General features: G+C 71.8%; 17 protein-coding genes. 12 read left to right on the top strand and 5 right to left on the bottom strand.

The features are described 5' to 3' along the window. Positions 1-68 precede the first annotated feature (68 nt). The 4 genes from ACZ3KP_RS27330 to ACZ3KP_RS27315 all read left to right on the top strand — a co-directional run bounded on the left by ACZ3KP_RS27330 (position 69) and on the right by ACZ3KP_RS27315 (position 3,653). Positions 69-1,223, top strand: coding sequence for an ArsA family ATPase (locus ACZ3KP_RS27330; RefSeq protein ID WP_358975875.1), 1,155 nt, complete (start codon positions 69-71; stop codon positions 1,221-1,223). 63 nt (positions 1,224-1,286) lie between these two features. Then, a complete protein-coding gene (locus ACZ3KP_RS27325) occupies positions 1,287-1,751 on the top strand; it encodes a DUF5304 domain-containing protein (protein ID WP_467502398.1) in 465 nt (154 codons plus the stop codon). A 55-nt stretch (positions 1,752-1,806) separates the two neighbouring features. Further along, positions 1,807-2,760: an ROK family glucokinase gene (locus ACZ3KP_RS27320; RefSeq protein ID WP_132886312.1), complete on the top strand. Its 954-nt coding sequence runs from the start codon at positions 1,807-1,809 to the stop codon at positions 2,758-2,760. Positions 2,761-2,900: 140 nt separating this feature from the next. Continuing rightward, positions 2,901-3,653, top strand: coding sequence for an endonuclease/exonuclease/phosphatase family protein (locus ACZ3KP_RS27315; protein WP_467502397.1), 753 nt, complete (start codon positions 2,901-2,903; stop codon positions 3,651-3,653). Between the two features lie 162 nt (positions 3,654-3,815). Here ACZ3KP_RS27315 and ACZ3KP_RS27310 read toward each other — a convergent pair whose 3' ends face one another. Continuing rightward, positions 3,816-4,385: a hypothetical protein gene (locus ACZ3KP_RS27310; RefSeq protein ID WP_132886310.1), complete on the bottom strand. Its 570-nt coding sequence runs from the start codon at positions 4,383-4,385 to the stop codon at positions 3,816-3,818. Beyond that, entirely contained in the window at positions 4,378-5,157 is a 780-nt protein-coding gene (locus tag ACZ3KP_RS27305; protein WP_467502395.1) for an alpha/beta hydrolase, read from the bottom strand. Before ACZ3KP_RS27305 ends, ACZ3KP_RS27310 begins: the two co-directional genes overlap by 8 nt. Positions 5,158-5,369: 212 nt before the next feature. On the opposite strand from ACZ3KP_RS27305, the gene ACZ3KP_RS27300 reads away from it, so the two are divergent. The 4 genes from ACZ3KP_RS27300 (at position 5,370) to ACZ3KP_RS27285 (ending at position 9,196) form a co-directional block, all read left to right on the top strand. Further along, entirely contained in the window at positions 5,370-6,092 is a 723-nt protein-coding gene (locus ACZ3KP_RS27300; protein WP_358975860.1) for a lysophospholipid acyltransferase family protein, read from the top strand. Positions 6,093-6,145: 53 nt separating this feature from the next. Continuing rightward, positions 6,146-7,360 (top strand): MacS family sensor histidine kinase, encoded by a 1,215-nt coding sequence (gene macS / locus ACZ3KP_RS27295; RefSeq protein WP_467502393.1) that lies wholly within the window; start codon positions 6,146-6,148, stop codon positions 7,358-7,360. Next, entirely contained in the window at positions 7,357-8,019 is a 663-nt protein-coding gene (locus ACZ3KP_RS27290) for a response regulator transcription factor (protein WP_360527387.1), read from the top strand. The genes macS and ACZ3KP_RS27290 overlap by 4 nt, the downstream gene beginning before the upstream one ends. 148 nt (positions 8,020-8,167) lie before the next feature. Then, on the top strand, positions 8,168-9,196 hold the full coding sequence (locus ACZ3KP_RS27285) for a 6-phosphofructokinase (RefSeq protein WP_358975852.1): 1,029 nt from the start codon (positions 8,168-8,170) through the stop codon (positions 9,194-9,196). Positions 9,197-9,245: 49 nt separating this feature from the next. On the opposite strand, the gene ACZ3KP_RS27280 is transcribed toward ACZ3KP_RS27285, so the two are convergent. Together ACZ3KP_RS27280 and ACZ3KP_RS27275 are read right to left on the bottom strand one after the other, a co-directional pair. Beyond that, positions 9,246-11,153: an anthranilate synthase family protein gene (locus ACZ3KP_RS27280; protein WP_467502391.1), complete on the bottom strand. Its 1,908-nt coding sequence runs from the start codon at positions 11,151-11,153 to the stop codon at positions 9,246-9,248. 101 nt (positions 11,154-11,254) lie between these two features. After that, positions 11,255-11,311, bottom strand: coding sequence for a trp operon leader peptide (locus tag ACZ3KP_RS27275; protein WP_071659820.1), 57 nt, complete (start codon positions 11,309-11,311; stop codon positions 11,255-11,257). 106 nt (positions 11,312-11,417) lie between these two features. Between ACZ3KP_RS27275 and ACZ3KP_RS27270 the strand changes: the two genes are divergently transcribed. Together ACZ3KP_RS27270 and ACZ3KP_RS27265 are read left to right on the top strand one after the other, a co-directional pair. Next, a complete protein-coding gene (locus tag ACZ3KP_RS27270) occupies positions 11,418-12,770 on the top strand; it encodes a class II 3-deoxy-7-phosphoheptulonate synthase (RefSeq protein WP_467502389.1) in 1,353 nt (450 codons plus the stop codon). Positions 12,771-12,921: 151 nt separating this feature from the next. Beyond that, positions 12,922-13,146, top strand: a complete 225-nt coding sequence (locus tag ACZ3KP_RS27265; protein ID WP_467502387.1) for a (2Fe-2S)-binding protein — start codon at positions 12,922-12,924, stop codon at positions 13,144-13,146. On the opposite strand, the gene bfr is transcribed toward ACZ3KP_RS27265, so the two are convergent. Further along, a complete protein-coding gene (gene bfr / locus ACZ3KP_RS27260; RefSeq protein ID WP_358975843.1) occupies positions 13,143-13,628 on the bottom strand; it encodes a bacterioferritin in 486 nt (161 codons plus the stop codon). The genes ACZ3KP_RS27265 and bfr overlap by 4 nt on opposite strands. Positions 13,629-13,828: 200 nt before the next feature. Here bfr and ACZ3KP_RS27255 point away from each other — a divergent pair, with 200 nt between their 5' ends. Further along, on the top strand, positions 13,829-14,461 hold the full coding sequence (locus ACZ3KP_RS27255) for a sulfite oxidase-like oxidoreductase (RefSeq protein ID WP_467502386.1): 633 nt from the start codon (positions 13,829-13,831) through the stop codon (positions 14,459-14,461). A gap of 214 nt (positions 14,462-14,675) precedes the next feature. After that, complete coding sequence (locus ACZ3KP_RS27250; RefSeq protein ID WP_467502384.1) at positions 14,676-15,338, top strand: Crp/Fnr family transcriptional regulator; 663 nt, start codon at positions 14,676-14,678, stop codon at positions 15,336-15,338. Positions 15,339-15,371: the final 33 nt, after the last annotated feature.

Raw genomic sequence — 15,371 nt, 5'->3', positions numbered from 1 at the left:
GTAAGTGACAGACACCCCGGGCGCCGGCCAGCGAGGGCTCACCTGGACGTCCGTTACGGTTCACCCTCATGCGCACCATCCTGATCACCGGCCCCGGCGGCAGCGGTCGTACGACGGTCGCCGCGGCCACCGCCCTGCGCGCCGCCGCTGCGGGCACCCCCACCCTCGTGCTCGGCGCCGACCGCACCGACACCCTCGGCGCGGCGCTGGGCACGGCGACAGGACCGGAACCCACCCGGGTCACCCCCACCCTCACCGCCTGGCGCCCCGACGCGGCCGTCCGCTTCCGCGAGGACCTCACCGCCTTCCAGACCCGCGCCGCGAACGTCCTCGACCTGCTCGGCGCCTCCCGCCTGGACGCCGAGGAACTCACCCCCCTCCCCGGCGCCGAGGAGCTGTCCCTGCTGCGGGCCCTGCGGGACGCGGCCCTCTCGGACCGCTACGACCTGCTCGTCGTCGACCTGCCGCCCGCCCCGCGCGCCCTCGACCTGCTCGCGCTCCCCGAGGAACTCCGCCGTTACCTGCGCCGCCTGCTGCCACCGGAACGGCAGGCCGCCCGTGCCCTGCGGCCCGTCCTCGGCCGGCTCGCCGGTGTCCCCATGCCCGCCGACTGGCTCTACGAGACCGCCGCCCGCTGGGACGTGGAGCTCGCCGCCGTCGAGGCCGTCCTCGGCGACCGCCGCACCGCCGTACGACTGGTCGCCGAACCCGGCCCGGCGGGCGCCGACGCCGTCCGCGCCGCCCGCCTCGGACTGGCCCTGCGCGGCCTGCCCACCGAGACCCTGGTCGCCAACCGCGTGCTGCCCGAGGACACCCCCCTGCACGGGCTCGTCGCCCAGCAGCGCAAGGCCCTCGCCGAGTGGGCGGAGGCCCACCCCGTGTCCCCCGTCGCCCACCTCGGCCACGACCCGCGCGGCACCGACGACCTCGCCGCGCTCGCCGTGCCCGGCGTCAACACGGAGCCCGCCCCGGTCGAGTGGCCCGTCGCCGACCTGATCGAGGGGGACGGCGTCCTGGTCTGGCACATCCCGCTGCCCGGCGCGATACGGGACGACCTCGACCTCGTCCGGCGCGGCGACGAGGTCGTCATCACCGTCGGCGGCTTCCGCAGGATCGTCGCGCTGCCCTCCGCGCTGCGCCGCTGCACGGTCGCCGGGGCCGCCCTGCGCGACGGCGAGCTGCGGCTGCGCTTCGCGCCCGACCCGGAGCTGTGGCCGCGCTGACGGTGAAACCGGTACGGCCGTTCGGGTAACGTCGTAGGGACGAGCCGTAGTCAGGAGTCCGTCATGAGCGAAGAGCAGCCCACAGCCGGCGCCTCCGAGGCCGCGGACGAGGTACGGGCGACGGACGCCGACGCCTGGGCCACCGCCTGCGCCGAGGACCTGGAGGCGGAGAAGACCCGCCGGCGCGCCCAGTACGGCCCTCCGCCGGGGTCGGCCGCCGAGGAGCTGCGCAAGCTCGTCGACGCCGTCGCCGACAAGCTCTCCGGCCTTCAGACCCCGTTCCTCGGGGCGGTGGCCGGGCCCGCCGCCCAGCAGGTGGTCCGGCAGGTCGTGCAACAGGCGAAGAACGCCGTCGAGCCCGTCATGGAGCGCAACCCGGACGTCTTCGACCACCTGGCCGCGGCCGGCGGCGAACTCCTCGCGGCCTACCGCTCCGCGGTCCAGGCCCAGGAGGCCCGCTGGACCTCCCCCGGCGGCAAGGACAAGGGCGGGGGCACCGCCCCGGGCGAGCGCATCGATCTCGACTGAAAGCCCTCTCGGGTACGGTTGGCCGTAGCGGGGCTCGACCGAAACTGAGGGATTCATGGGACTCACCATCGGCGTCGACATCGGCGGCACGAAGATCGCGGCCGGCGTGGTCGATGAGGAAGGCAACATCCTCTCGACCCACAAGGTGCCGACCCCGGGTACGCCCGAGGGCATCGTGGACGCCATTGCTTCCGCCGTAGAGGGCGCCCGCGCCGGGCACGAGATCGTCGGCGTGGGCATCGGGGCCGCCGGTTACGTGAACCGGCAGCGCTCCACGGTCTACTTCGCGCCCAACATCGACTGGCGCCAGGAGCCGTTGAAGGAGAAGGTCGAGGCCCGCGTCGGTCTCCCCGTGGTCGTGGAGAACGACGCCAACGCCGCCGCCTGGGGCGAGTACAAGTTCGGTGCCGGCAAGGGCCACCGCAACGTCATCTGCATCACCCTCGGCACCGGCCTCGGCGGCGGCATCATCATCGGCAACAAGCTGCGCCGCGGGCACTTCGGGGTCGCCGCCGAGTTCGGGCACATCCGGATGGTCCCGGACGGGCTGCTGTGCGGCTGCGGCTCGCAGGGCTGCTGGGAGCAGTACGCCTCCGGCCGGGCCCTCGTCCGCTACGCCAAGCAGCGCGCCAACGCCACCCCCGAGGCCGCGGAGATCCTGCTCGGCCTCGGCGACGGCAGCCCCGACGGCATCGAGGGCAAGCACATCTCCATGGCCGCCCGCCAGGGCGACCCGGTCGCCGTCGACTCCTACCGCGAGCTCGCCCGCTGGGCCGGCGCCGGTCTCGCCGACCTCGCCTCCCTCTTCGACCCGTCCGCGTTCATCGTCGGAGGCGGCCTCTCGGACGAGGGCGAACTGGTCCTCGACCCGATCCGCAAGTCCTACAAGCGCTGGCTGGTCGGCGGCAACTGGCGCCCGGTGGCCGAGGTCATCGCGGCCCAGCTGGGCAACGAGGCGGGCCTGGTGGGAGCGGCGGACCTGGCGAGAGAGCCCGACCCGATCATGTAAACGCCGTCCACGGGTCCCACCTGCCTCTTGCGGGGGCGCGGGGAACTGCGCGACAAGCCACGACGCACCGGCAGTCGCGCACGTTCCTCGTGCCCCGACCCACCAGGCGCCCGGACCCCTGCGTGACGTAAATTGACGGCATGGCAACCGCGTCGCTCCCCAACTCCCACACAGAGCCCGACGGTTCCGCCGTCATCCGCGTCCTGAGCTACAACATCCGCTCCCTGCGCGACGACACCGACGCCCTCGCCCGCGTCATCAAGGCCTGCGCCCCCGACCTGGTCCTCGTCCAGGAAGCCCCCCGCTTCTTCCGCTGGCGCAAGAAGCTCGCCCGCCTGGCCTCCGCCTGCGACCTGGTGATCCTCACCGGCGGCGCGACCGCGGCCGGCCCGGCGATCCTCTGCGGCCTGCGCGCCACCGTCGAGCGCACCGAGGACGTGCTGCTCCCGCTCACCCCCGGACTGCACCGCCGCGGCCTCGCCACCGCCGTCGTCCGGTTCGGCGGCGTCCGCCTCGGCGTCACCAGCTTCCACCTCAGCCTCCAGCAGGACGAGCGCTACGAGCAGGGCGGCATGCTCCTGGACCGGGTCGCCGGCCTGGGCGTGGAGCACGCCGTCGTGGGCGGCGACCTCAACGACCGGCCCGACGGCCGCACCTTCCGCCGCCTGGCCGACGCCTACCAGGACTGCCATGTCACCGCCCCCTGGGGCGGCGAGTTCACCTCCTGGTCCACCGACCCGCACCAGCGCATCGACGCGATCTTCGCGACGAAGGGCATCGAGGTCCTCGGCTGCGGCGTCCCGGTCAACCACCCGGGCGTCACGGAAGCAGACGTGAGGAAGGCCACGGACCACTTGCCCGTACTGGCCGCCCTGCGGCTGCCCGCGCCCTGAACCAGAACCGACGGACGGAGTCCCGCGCAGCCGTCCGAAGCCTGTGAGGCCCTCGGGGCCGAGCAGTGCGAGGGCGGCGTCAGGAGGCACTGCCGTGAGGGCGGCCACGGACCACTTGCCCGTACTGGCCGCCCTCAGGATCCCCGCGGCGTAGAGCGGCGCTCAGACCACCGCGCCCCGTCCGGGGTCGCCGTCCTCGTCGTCGTCCGTCTTCATCCGGGTCACCAGGGTGACGAACCCGCCGAGGAACCCGCCGATCCCCAGCGTCGCCAGCCACCACGTCATGTCCCAGCCCAGCAGCACCGCGATCAGCAGCAGCACGGGCCCGCCCACCACACCCAGCCAGGCGAACCGGGCCGTCGTGTCGGCGGTCGGCAGCGGCGGCGGTTCCGGCGGTACGAAGTGGCCCTCGTCGTCCTCGTCGAAGTCGTCCTCGGACGCCTCGGGCGCCGTGTAGTCACGCGGACCCACCCCCGGCGCGAAGGAGACGGAGCTGCCCAGCGGTCTCGCCGGGGGCTTCTCCTGAGCGGCCTGGGGACCGGCCGCGGCCTCGTCCTCCTCCATCGGCGGCAGCGCCAGGTCCTTCACCGGCTTGAACGGCGTCGTACCCGGCGGATCCGGTGGCTCCTCGCCGTAGCCCGCGACGATCGCCGCCCAGGCGGCGGCCTCGTCGAAGGGCACTCCCTTCTCGTCCGGCTCGCGGTCCTCGCGGTCGGAGTCGTGCTCAGCCAACTGCGGCCGTCCCTTCCTTGCCGACACTGGGTGCGAGCCGTCCGATGAAGGTGAGGCTCTCCTCGAAGATCCGGTCCGCGTCGTGGTCCAACGTCGCCACGTGGTAACTCTGTTCCAGCACGACCTCCGTTACGTCCGTGGAGGACACCCGGCTCAGGATCCGGGCGGAATCGACCGCCGGAACCACGTGGTCCCGGGTGCTGCGCAGGAGCAGCAGGGGCTGGGTCACCCGCGGCAACTCGCCGTCCACCGTACGGAAGAAGTTCCGCAGCGAGTGCGCGCAGTGCAGCGGCACCCGGTCGTACCCCACCTCCGCGGCGCCCGGCTTGGCGATGTCACTGGCGATGCCCCGGGTCGTGCGCACCAGGTGCCGGGCCACCGGAAGGGCGTACGCGGACAGGCCGTGCACCTTGTTCGCCGGGTTGACGACCACCACGCCGTCCACACCCGTCCCGTTCCTCGCGGCCAGTCGCAGCGCCAGCGTGCCACCCATCGACAGGCCCGCCACGAACACCTGGGCGCAGCGCTCGCGCAACAGCCGCAGCTCGCGGTCCACCTCCGCGTACCAGTCCTGCCAGCCGGTGACCTGCATGTCCTCCCAGCGTGTGCCATGGCCCGGCAGCAGGGGCAGGGACACCGTCAGGCCGTGCGCGGCGTGGTGCTCGGCCCAGGGCCGCAGTGACTGGGGCGAGCCGGTGAAGCCGTGACAGAGGAGCACACCGACCTCTCCGCCGGCATGGCGGTACGGCTCGGCTCCGGGGAGAACCGGCACCTTCGCTCTCCAATTCGTGAGAGGGGCGAACCACGGGGAACCAGGGAAACTGCGTGAGGTGGGAACTGCGGGAGGTGGAAACGACGACTTCCGATGTGCTTCACCGTACGCGACGGCACTGACACCGACCAGGGTCGTCGGGGCCATTCCCGGCGCTGCGGGTTATGGTCTGATCTACGGAAACAGGAGGCACTCGGTTGTTGTACGGCGCGATGAAGGTCGCTATCGGGGGACCGCTCAAGGTCACCTTCAGGCCCTGGGTGGAGGGCCTGGAGAACGTCCCGTCCGAGGGCCCGGCGATCCTGGCGAGTAACCACCTGTCCTTCTCGGACTCGTTCTTCCTGCCCGCGGTGCTCGACCGGAAGGTCACCTTCATCGCCAAGGCCGAGTACTTCACCACGCCCGGCGTGAAGGGCCGCCTCACGGCCGCCTTCTTCAAGGGCGTCGGCCAGCTCCCGGTGGACCGCTCCGGGGCGCGCGGCGCGGGCGAGGCGGCGGTCAAGAGCGGCATAGAGGTGCTGGAGCGCGGGGAGTTGTTCGGCATCTACCCGGAGGGCACCCGCTCGCCCGACGGCCGGCTCTACCGCGGCAAGCCCGGCGGCCTCGCGCGCGTGGCGCTCGCGACCGGCGCCCCGGTCGTCCCGGTCGCCATGATCGACACCGAGAAGATCCAGCCGCCCGGGCAGGTGATGCCCAAGCTGATGCGTCCGGGCATCCGCATCGGCAAGGCCCTGGACTTCAGCCGCTACCAGGGCATGGAGCACGACCGGTTCGTGCTGCGCGCGGTGACCGACGAGGTCATGTACGAGATCATGAAGCTCTCCGGCCAGGAGTACGTCGACATCTACGCGACTGCTGCCAAGCGGCAGCTCGCGGAGGCCGCGAAGGCCGAGAAGGACGCGGCGAAGGCGGAGAAGAAGACCGCCGGGTCGTAGCACCGGGGCGGTGGCGCGGGGGCGCGCGAGGGGGACTGGGGGGACCGGGGGAGATGACCAAGCGGGAACGTGTCGTACGGATGTCGGTGGAGCAGCCGCTGTGGCGTGCGCTCACCGGCTACCGCGTGCTGACCCTGCTCTACGCGATCGGCCTGTTCGCCTCCGCCTACGAGGACTACGACCGGCCGGGCGTCGCCATCGCCTACTACGCCGTCCTGACCGTCTGGACGCTGGCCACCCTGCCCCGCGTCCAGGGCGCGGCGGCCTGCACCAGGCGTTTCCTCGCCGTGGACCTCGCCGTCGCGCTCACCGGCATCGTGCTGACCCCCTGGGTGGTCACCCAGGGCCACATCGACCGCGGTGGGCCCACGCTGCCGTCGATATGGACGGCGGGTTCGGTCCTCGCCTACGCCCTCAAGGGCGGCTGGCGCTGGGCCGCGTTCGCCTCCACCCCGGTGGCCGCCGCCAACCTCGTCGAGCGCGGCCACCCGGCCCGCGACACCGTCCACAACGTGATCCTGGTCTGGGTCGCCTCCATCGCCATCGGCTACGTCGTCGAGGTGGCCCGCGCCTCCGAGCGCACCCTCGCCCGCGCCCTGGAGATCGAGGCGGCCACCCGGGAGCGGGAGCGGCTCGCCCGGGACATCCACGACAGCGTGCTCCAGGTGCTGGCCATGGTGCAGCGGCGCGGTACGGTCCTCGGCGGCGAGGCGGCCGAACTGGGGCGGATGGCGGGGGAGCAGGAGGTGGCCCTGCGCACCCTGGTCTCCGGCGGCCTGCTGCCCGCCTCACGGGTCTCGGAGGACGAGGCCGAGGGCGCGGTCGTACGCCTGGTCGAGGAGCCCGACGAGTCGGGACCCGTCGACCTGCGCACGCTGCTCGCGCGGTACGCCGGCTCCCGGGTCAACCTGGCCGAGCCCGGTGCGCCGGTGGAGCTGCCGGCGTGTGCGGCACAGGAGCTGGCCGCCGCCGTCGGTGCCGCCCTGGACAACGTGCGCAGGCACGCGGGGGAGCGGGCGCGGGCCTGGATCCTGGTCGAGGACGAGCCCGACGGGATCGTGGTGACCGTGCGGGACGACGGCCCCGGCATCCCCGAGGGCCGGCTCGCCCAGGCCGAGGGGGAGGGGCGGCTCGGGGTGGCCCAGTCGATCCGCGGGCGGCTGCGCGACCTCGGCGGCAGCGCCGAGCTGTTCTCGACTCCCGGGCAGGGCACGGAAGTGGAGCTGAAGGTACCGAAGGTCTCCCTGGGGAAGGCGGAGCGACGATGAGCATCAAGGTGATGGTGGTCGACGACCACCCCATGTGGCGCGACGCGGTCGCCCGGGACCTGGCCGAGTCCGGTTTCGAGGTGGTCGCCACCGCCGGGGACGGCGACCAGGCGGTGCGCCGCGCCAAGGCCGCCGCGCCGGACGTCCTCGTCCTCGACCTCAACCTGCCCGCCAAGCCCGGCGTCCAGGTCTGCAAGGAACTCGTGGGCCACAACCCGGCGTTGCGGGTGCTCGTGCTGTCGGCGAGCGGGGAGCACGCCGACGTCCTGGAGGCGGTGAAGTCCGGCGCGACCGGCTACCTTTTGAAGTCGGCGTCGACGGAGGAACTGCTGGACGCGGTGCGGCGTACCGCCGTCGGGGACCCGGTGTTCACGCCCGGTCTGGCCGGTCTGGTCCTCGGCGAGTACCGCCGGCTGGCCTCCGAACCGGCCCCGGCGGCGGACGCCGACGGGCCGGACGCGCCCCGGCTGACCGACCGGGAGACCGAGGTGCTGCGTCTGGTGGCCAAGGGGCTGAGCTACAAGCAGATCGCGGAGCGTCTGGTCATCTCGCACCGCACGGTCCAGAACCACGTGCAGAACACCCTCGGCAAACTCCAGTTGCACAACAGGGTGGAACTGGTCCGGTATGCCATAGAGCGCGGCCTCGACGACGAATGATCCACAGCTGATGTGATCTTCGCGCTTGACGGCATGTAAACCAACCGCCCACGGATTCACCGGAATTGCCCTTCCCGCCCATCCCTGTGTGACCTGGATCACCACTAGCGTGAGCCTCACCAGGCAACCGCGGCGAAGGGACATTTCCATGCGGGTCGGAGTACTGACCGGAGGCGGCGACTGCCCCGGGCTCAACGCCGTCATCCGGGGCGTCGTCCGCAAGGGCGTGCAGGAGTACGGCTACGACTTCGTCGGCTTCCGGGACGGCTGGCGCGGACCACTCGAAGGCGACACCGTCCGCCTCGACATCCCCGCCGTGCGCGGCATCCTGCCCCGCGGCGGCACCGTCCTCGGCTCCTCACGGACCAATCCGCTCAAGCAGGAGAACGGCATCCGCCGGATCAAGGACAACCTCGCCAAGCTCGAGGTCGAGGCGCTGATCGCGATCGGCGGCGAGGACACCCTGGGCGTGGCCGCCCGCCTCACCGACGAGTACGGCGTGCCCGTCGTCGGCGTACCGAAGACCATCGACAACGACCTGTCCGCCACCGACTACACCTTCGGCTTCGACACCGCCGTCGGCATCGCCACCGAGGCCATCGACCGGCTGCACACCACCGCCGAGTCCCACATGCGGGTCCTGGTCTGCGAGGTGATGGGTCGGCACGCCGGCTGGATCGCCCTGCACTCCGGTCTCGCGGGCGGCGCCAACGTCATCCTCATCCCGGAGCAGCGCTTCGACCTGGACCAGGTGTGCGCCTGGATCACCTCCCGCTTCAAGGCCTCCTACGCGCCGATCGTGGTCGTCGCCGAGGGCGCCATGCCCAAGGACGGCGACATGGTCCTCAAGGACGGGTCCCTCGACTCCTTCGGGCACGTCCGGCTCTCCGGGGTCGGCGAGTGGCTGGCCAAGGAGATCGAGCAGCGCACCGGCAAGGAGGCCAGGACCACCGTCCTCGGGCACATCCAGCGCGGCGGCACGCCCAGCGCCTTCGACCGCTGGCTGGCCACCCGCTTCGGCCTGCACGCCATCGATGCCGTCCGCGACGGCGACTTCGGCACGATGGTCGCGCTGCGCGGCACCGACATCGTCCGGGTACCGATCGCGGAGGCCACGGCCAAGCTGAAGACCGTCGACCCGAAGCTGTACGAGGAGGCCGGGGTGTTCTTCGGCTGACGCCGGGCCCCGGGGCCGTACCGGCGTACGGCCCCGGACCCGTCCTCGGCTACCGGGCCGGCCACCGCTCGGGGAGCGTCCGGGCGCCCCGCAACCCGGCGACCAGCTCGCGCACCACGCTCACCCCGTTCAACGTGAGCACCGACTCGGGATGGAACTGCACCCCGGCGACCGCGTTCCTCGGCCTGCCTCCGGCACGACGTGGCCCCCGCAGGGCGTGCACCTCGCCGTTCTCCGCCCGGCTCACCTCGACCCCGTGCGCCGCCAGCTCACGGGCCGCGTCCTCGTCGCAGCGGGCCGTGAAGCTGTTGTAGAAGCCGACGGTCTCCGTGCGCCCGAACAGGTCCACGGTGGTCTGCGCCCCCTGGTGGGGTACCTCCTTGCGGACGATCTCCAGCCCCAGCTCCGCCGCGATCAGCTCGTGCCCGAGGCAGACGCCCAGCACCCCGTGCCGGTGCTCGCGCACCACCGAGGCCGTCAGCTCCCGCAGGAACCGCATCTTCGGATCGGCCGGGTCGGACGGGTCACCGGGTCCCGGGCCCAGCACGACGGGGCCCGCGTGCGCGAGCACGGCCGCCCGCAGCCCCGGCTCGTCGTAGCGCCGTACGGTCACGTCGAGCCCGCCCGAGCGCAGCAGGTGCGCGAGCATCGCCGTGAACGTGTCCTCCCCGTCCACCACCAGCGCGTGTCCGGTCAGCTCACCGGTCCGCTCCTGCATCCGCAGCCAGAACGGGGCGAGCGACGCCCGCCGCCCGTCCAGCGCGGCCCGCACCCGGGGGTCGTCCGCCAGCCGGGGGCGCCGCTCCTCGCTCCGCGGCCGTGCCGGTCGTACCCCCAGCGCCGCCAGCACCCCCGCCGCCTTGGCGTGGGTCTCGGCGACCTCGCCCGCCGGGTCCGAGCCGCGCACCAGCGTGGCGCCGACGGGGACCCGCAGGTGCCCGCGCGCGTCGATGTCGGCGGTGCGGATGAGGATGGGCGAGTCCAGGGTCTGGGCGCCGCCGGAGTCCCGGCCGAGCAGCGCCAGGGCGCCCGCGTAGTAGCCGCGCCCACCCACCTCGTGCCGTTCGATCACCCGGCAGGCGTTCTGCACCGGCGACCCCGTCACGGTCGCCGCGAACATGGTCTCCCGCAGGATCTCCCGCACGTCCAGCGAGGACTTCCCGCGCAGTTCGTACTCGGTGTGCGCGAGGTGCGCCATCTCCTTGAGCCGGGGGCCGACGACGACACCGCCCATGTCCCCGACGGTGCACATCATCTTCAGCTCCTCGTCGACGACCATCGACAGCTCCTCGATCTCCTTGCCGTCGGCGAGGAAGCCGAGGAGGTGCTCGGGGGTCGGGCCCTCGGCGGGATAGCGGTACGTGCCGCTGATCGGGTTCATGACCACCGTGCCGCCGGACGCCCGCACGTGCACCTCGGGGCTGGCCCCGACCAGCGTCCGGTCCCCGGTGTGCACGACGAACGTCCAGTACGCGCCCCGCTCGCCCGCCAGCAGCCGCCGGAACAGGGCCAGCGCGTCCGCGCGCCCGAAGCCCGGGATCTCCCCCTGGTAGGTCCGGCGGATCACGAAGTTCGCGCCCTCGCCCCGGCCGATCTCCTCGCGCAGCACCCGGCCGACGATCCCGGCGTACGCGTCGTCGTCGACGTCGAAGCCGCCGCGTTCCACATGCACGTCGTGGGCGGGCAGCGCGGCCAGGGCCTCGGCCAGCGGCACCCGGTCCACCAGCTCGGGGGTGAGCACGAGCAACGGCGTCCCGTCGTCCCGCACGTCGAAGCCCCGCTCGCGGATCTGCCGGAACGGCACCAGGGCGAGGCCCTCCGCCGGCAGGTCGGCGAGCCGTTCCCGGGCGGTGACCGGCCCGACCAGGACCTCCACCGTGTTCTCGTCCTGGCCGGGGGTGCGGCGGCGGAGCAGGGCGAAGGGGCGGTCGTCGTGGAGCAACTGGGTCAGGTCCATGGTGTTCCTCTGCGGTCCTCTGGCAGGTGGGAGAGGAACGACCCCGGAAACACCGAAGGCCGCCCCTCGGGCGGCCTTCGCGAAGTCTTGCGTACGCGCAGTCAGTGGGCCGCCGGAGAAGCGGTCCACCACCAGTTCTGGGTCGAGTGCGCGAACATGCGGAAAACCCTACCCCACCACCCGCCCTGTCCACAGGACAAGCGCGGTGTCTCACCAGTCGAGCCGGAGGAAAATATGGCGACACGACCCCGTAATGTTTACGAGGTGACCGTGAACGCTAAGACCAGCGCGAGCGCTGGCAACACCTGGCGAGACCTGCCCGCGGCGCAGCAGCCCGAGTACCCCGACCCCGAGGCTCTGCGCGCAGTCGTTGCGGAGCTGGAGTCGTATCCGCCGCTCGTCTTCGCGGGCGAGTGCGACCAGCTGCGCGCCCGGATGGCGGCCGTCGCCAAGGGCGAGGCGTTCCTCCTGCAGGGCGGCGACTGCGCCGAGGCCTTCGACGCGGTGTCGGCCGACCACATCCGCAACAAGCTGAAGACGCTCCTCCAGATGGGTGCCGTGCTGACGTACGCGGCGTCCGTGCCCGTGGTCAAGGTGGGCCGGATCGCCGGCCAGTACTCCAAGCCGCGCTCCAAGCCGACCGAGACCCGGGACGGCGTGACGCTGCCGACCTACCGCGGCGACTCCGTCAACGGCTTCGACTTCGACGAGGCCTCGCGGATCCCGGACCCCGAGCGGCTCAAGCGGATGTACCACGCGTCCGCCTCGACGCTGAACCTGGTGCGTGCCTTCACCACCGGCGGTTACGCGGACCTGCGCCAGGTGCACGCCTGGAACCAGGACTTCGTGAAGTCCTCCCCGTCGGGCCAGCGCTACGAGCAGCTCGCCCGCGAGATCGACAACGCGCTGAACTTCATGCGGGCCTGCGGCACCGACCCGGAGGAGTTCAAGACCGTCGAGTTCTTCTCCTCGCACGAGGCGCTGCTGCTGGCCTACGAGTCCGCCCTGACCAGGGTCGACTCCCGCACCGGCAAGCTGTACGACGTCTCCGGGCACATGGTGTGGATCGGTGAGCGCACCCGGCAGCTGGACGGCGCGCACATCGAGTTCGCCTCGAAGATCCGCAACCCGATCGGCCTCAAGCTCGGCCCGACCACGACGGCCGAGGACGCGCTGCGGTACATCGACCGCCTCGACCCGGACCGCGAGCCGGGCCGGCTGACCTTCATCGTCCGGATGGGCGCCGACAAGGTCCGCGACAAGCTCCCCGAGCTGGTCGAGAAGGTCACCGCGTCGGGGGCCACGGTGGCGTGGGTGACCGACCCGATGCACGGCAACACCTTCGAGGCGGCCTCGGGTCACAAGACCCGTCGCTTCGACGACGTGCTCGACGAGGTCAAGGGCTTCTTCGAGGTGCACAAGACCCTCGGCACCCACCCGGGCGGCATCCACGTCGAACTCACCGGTGACGACGTCACCGAGTGCGTGGGCGGCGGCGACGAGATCTTCGTCGACGACCTGCACCAGCGCTACGAGACGGCCTGCGACCCGCGGCTGAACCGCAGCCAGTCCCTCGACCTGGCGTTCCTGGTCGCGGAGATGTACCGGGACCAGTGAGCGTGCTGAGCGACTGCTCTGGGGCGCGGATCACACCGGATCCGCGCCCCTGGCACTTTTGCGGTTCCCGGACGGTGGGTAAGGTTAGGTTTGCCTCACCGGAAAGCGGGATGGCAGTAGGAAGAACCGTCCCGCAGGGAGGTGGAACCGCGTGTACGTCTGCAGCTGCTTCGGCATCACCGAGGCCCAGGTCAAGCAGCACGCGGCGGACGGCGCCTGCACCCCCCGCCAGATAGCCTCCGCCTGCAAGGCGGGCACCGACTGCGGATCGTGCGTGCGCCGCATCCAGTCGATCCTCGGCCGTGGCGCCTGCCCCCGCCGAGAACTCGCCGACCAGGGCCGCCCGGCACTCACGAGGCTGGACGAGGCGGCCTAGTCACTGCTCTCGGGCTGCTCGATGAGCTGTGCGATGTAGAGCGCCTCGCCGAGCTTCTCCAGCAGTTCCAGCTGGGTGTCGAGGTAGTCGATGTGGTGCTCCTCGTCGGCGAGGATGTCCTCGAAGATGTTCGCGGACGTGATGTCGCCCTTCTCGCGCATCACCTTGATCCCGCGCTTGAGCCGGTCGATCGCCTCCACCTCGATCTGCCGGTCGGCCTCGAACATCTCCTTCACGGTCTGTCCCACGCGCACGTGGAACAGCCGCTGGTAGTTGGGCAGCCCCTCCAGGAACAGGATCCGGTCGGTGAGCACCTCGGCGTGCTTCATCTCGTCGAACGACTCGTGCCGGGTGTACTTCGCGAGCTTGTACCAGCCGAAGTTCTCCTGCATCTTCGCGTGCAGGAAGTACTGGTTGATCGCGGTGAGCTCGCCGGTGAGCTGCTCGTTGAGGAATTCGATGACCTCGGGGTCGCCCTGCATCGCAGAGGCTCCTTCCGCATGGGTTCCGTACCGGACGGATGGGGACGTTTGCGGCGCATGATTGCACCGGCGCCGAAGATCGTCCAGTAAGTGCGTACTTAGTGAGTAAGTCCGTTCTTGGAATGGGTTGAGGCCTTTGGTGGTCTTCGGGCGGTTCGTCTGGTCCGGTGCACCGCCCGCGGTCTGTCAGGATGGAAGGCATGGGTCATCCGGAGGGGCGCGCGTCCAGAGAAGCCGCAGGGTCCGGGCTTCCGCCGGGTCAGCGGCTCCAGCGCGGCTGGCCCGTCACCCATTACGGCCCGGTGCCCAAGTTCCGGCCCGAGCGCTGGGAGTTCAGGGTCTTCGGCGCCACCGCCGACGGGGACGCGCACACCTGGGACCACGAGCGGTTCACGGCCCTGCCGTACACCACCGTCGTCGCCGACCTGCACTGCGTGACGAAGTTCAGCATGCTCGGCGCGGAGTGGGGCGGCGTCCAGGCGCGGACCGTCCTGGAGCTCGCGCCGCCCGCCCCCGACGTCACCCACGTGATGGTCTGGGCGGAGTACGGCTTCAGCTCCAACCTGCGCCTCGCGGACTTCGCCGCCGAGCGCACCGTCTTCGCCACCCACAAGGACGGCGAACTCCTCACCGCCGAGCACGGCTTCCCGGTGCGCCTGGTCGTGCCCCACCTGTACGCCTGGAAGGGCCCCAAGTGGGTCCGCGGCATCGAGTACATGACCGCCGACCGCCGAGGCTTCTGGGAGGAGCGCGGCTACCACAACATCGGCGACCCCTGGAAGGAACAGCGCTACTCCTACCAGGAGGAACCGGGAGACGGCCCCGTGGTCTGACCCCGGCTCTGCCGTTGCCGTGAAGGGTTCGGGCTCGTTCCGGTAACAGCGGACACATACGGTGCCCAGAGCGCTACGCTGAGATCCTTGCCTGGCGGGAGACGCGCCGGGCGGACACGGATCCGAGGGGCCCTTGGGGTTCCGCTTGTGATCCGGTTCGGGGGCGAGCGGTCGGGGGACGACGGTGGGGCTGTTCGGAGAGCGGCATACCTTCATGGGGGGTCTGGGTCCGGGGGACCGTGAGGCACTCGCGGCCCTGGGCACCCGGCACGAGTACCCGCCGTACGACACGGTCGTCTCGGAGGGCGACCGCACCACGTTCGCGGTGGTCCTGCTCAGCGGCTGGTGCACGGTATGGACGCCGACGGAGCGCGGCGGCCGGCTGATCCTGGCCCTCAGGAGGGCCGGTGAGGTCGTCGGCGACATGGCCGCGCTGGACGGCCGTCCGCGCAGCGCCTCGGTCAGCACCCTCGGCGAGGTGACCGGTCTGGTCGTACCGGGAGAGCGGTTCCGCCGGTTCCTGGCCGCCCGGCCGCACGCCAACGTGCTGATGACGATCCAGCTCACCGAGCGGCTGCGCAGCGCGGACCACGAGCGCCGGGCGCTCGCCTCCATGACCGTGCTGCAACGGCTCGCCGAGCGCCTGGTCGAGCTCGCCGACCGGGCCGGCCGCCAGGAGGGCGAGGCCGTGACCATACGGCTGCCCCTCGCGCAGCACGAACTGGCCGCGTCCGTGGGCTCCACCCGCGAGGCGGTCGCCAAGGCGCTGCGCCTGTTACGGGAACAGGGGCTGGTCCGCACCGGCCCCGGCACCCTGGCCGTGGCCGACCTGGACCCGCTCCGCCTGCTCGCCGCCGGACAACCGCACGAGACCTGAGAACACCGAGTCCCGTGCTGTGTAAACGGCTAC

This window comes from Streptomyces sp. NPDC020958 (assembly GCF_055562175.1).
This window is presented reverse-complemented; position numbering and strand designations above follow the sequence as displayed.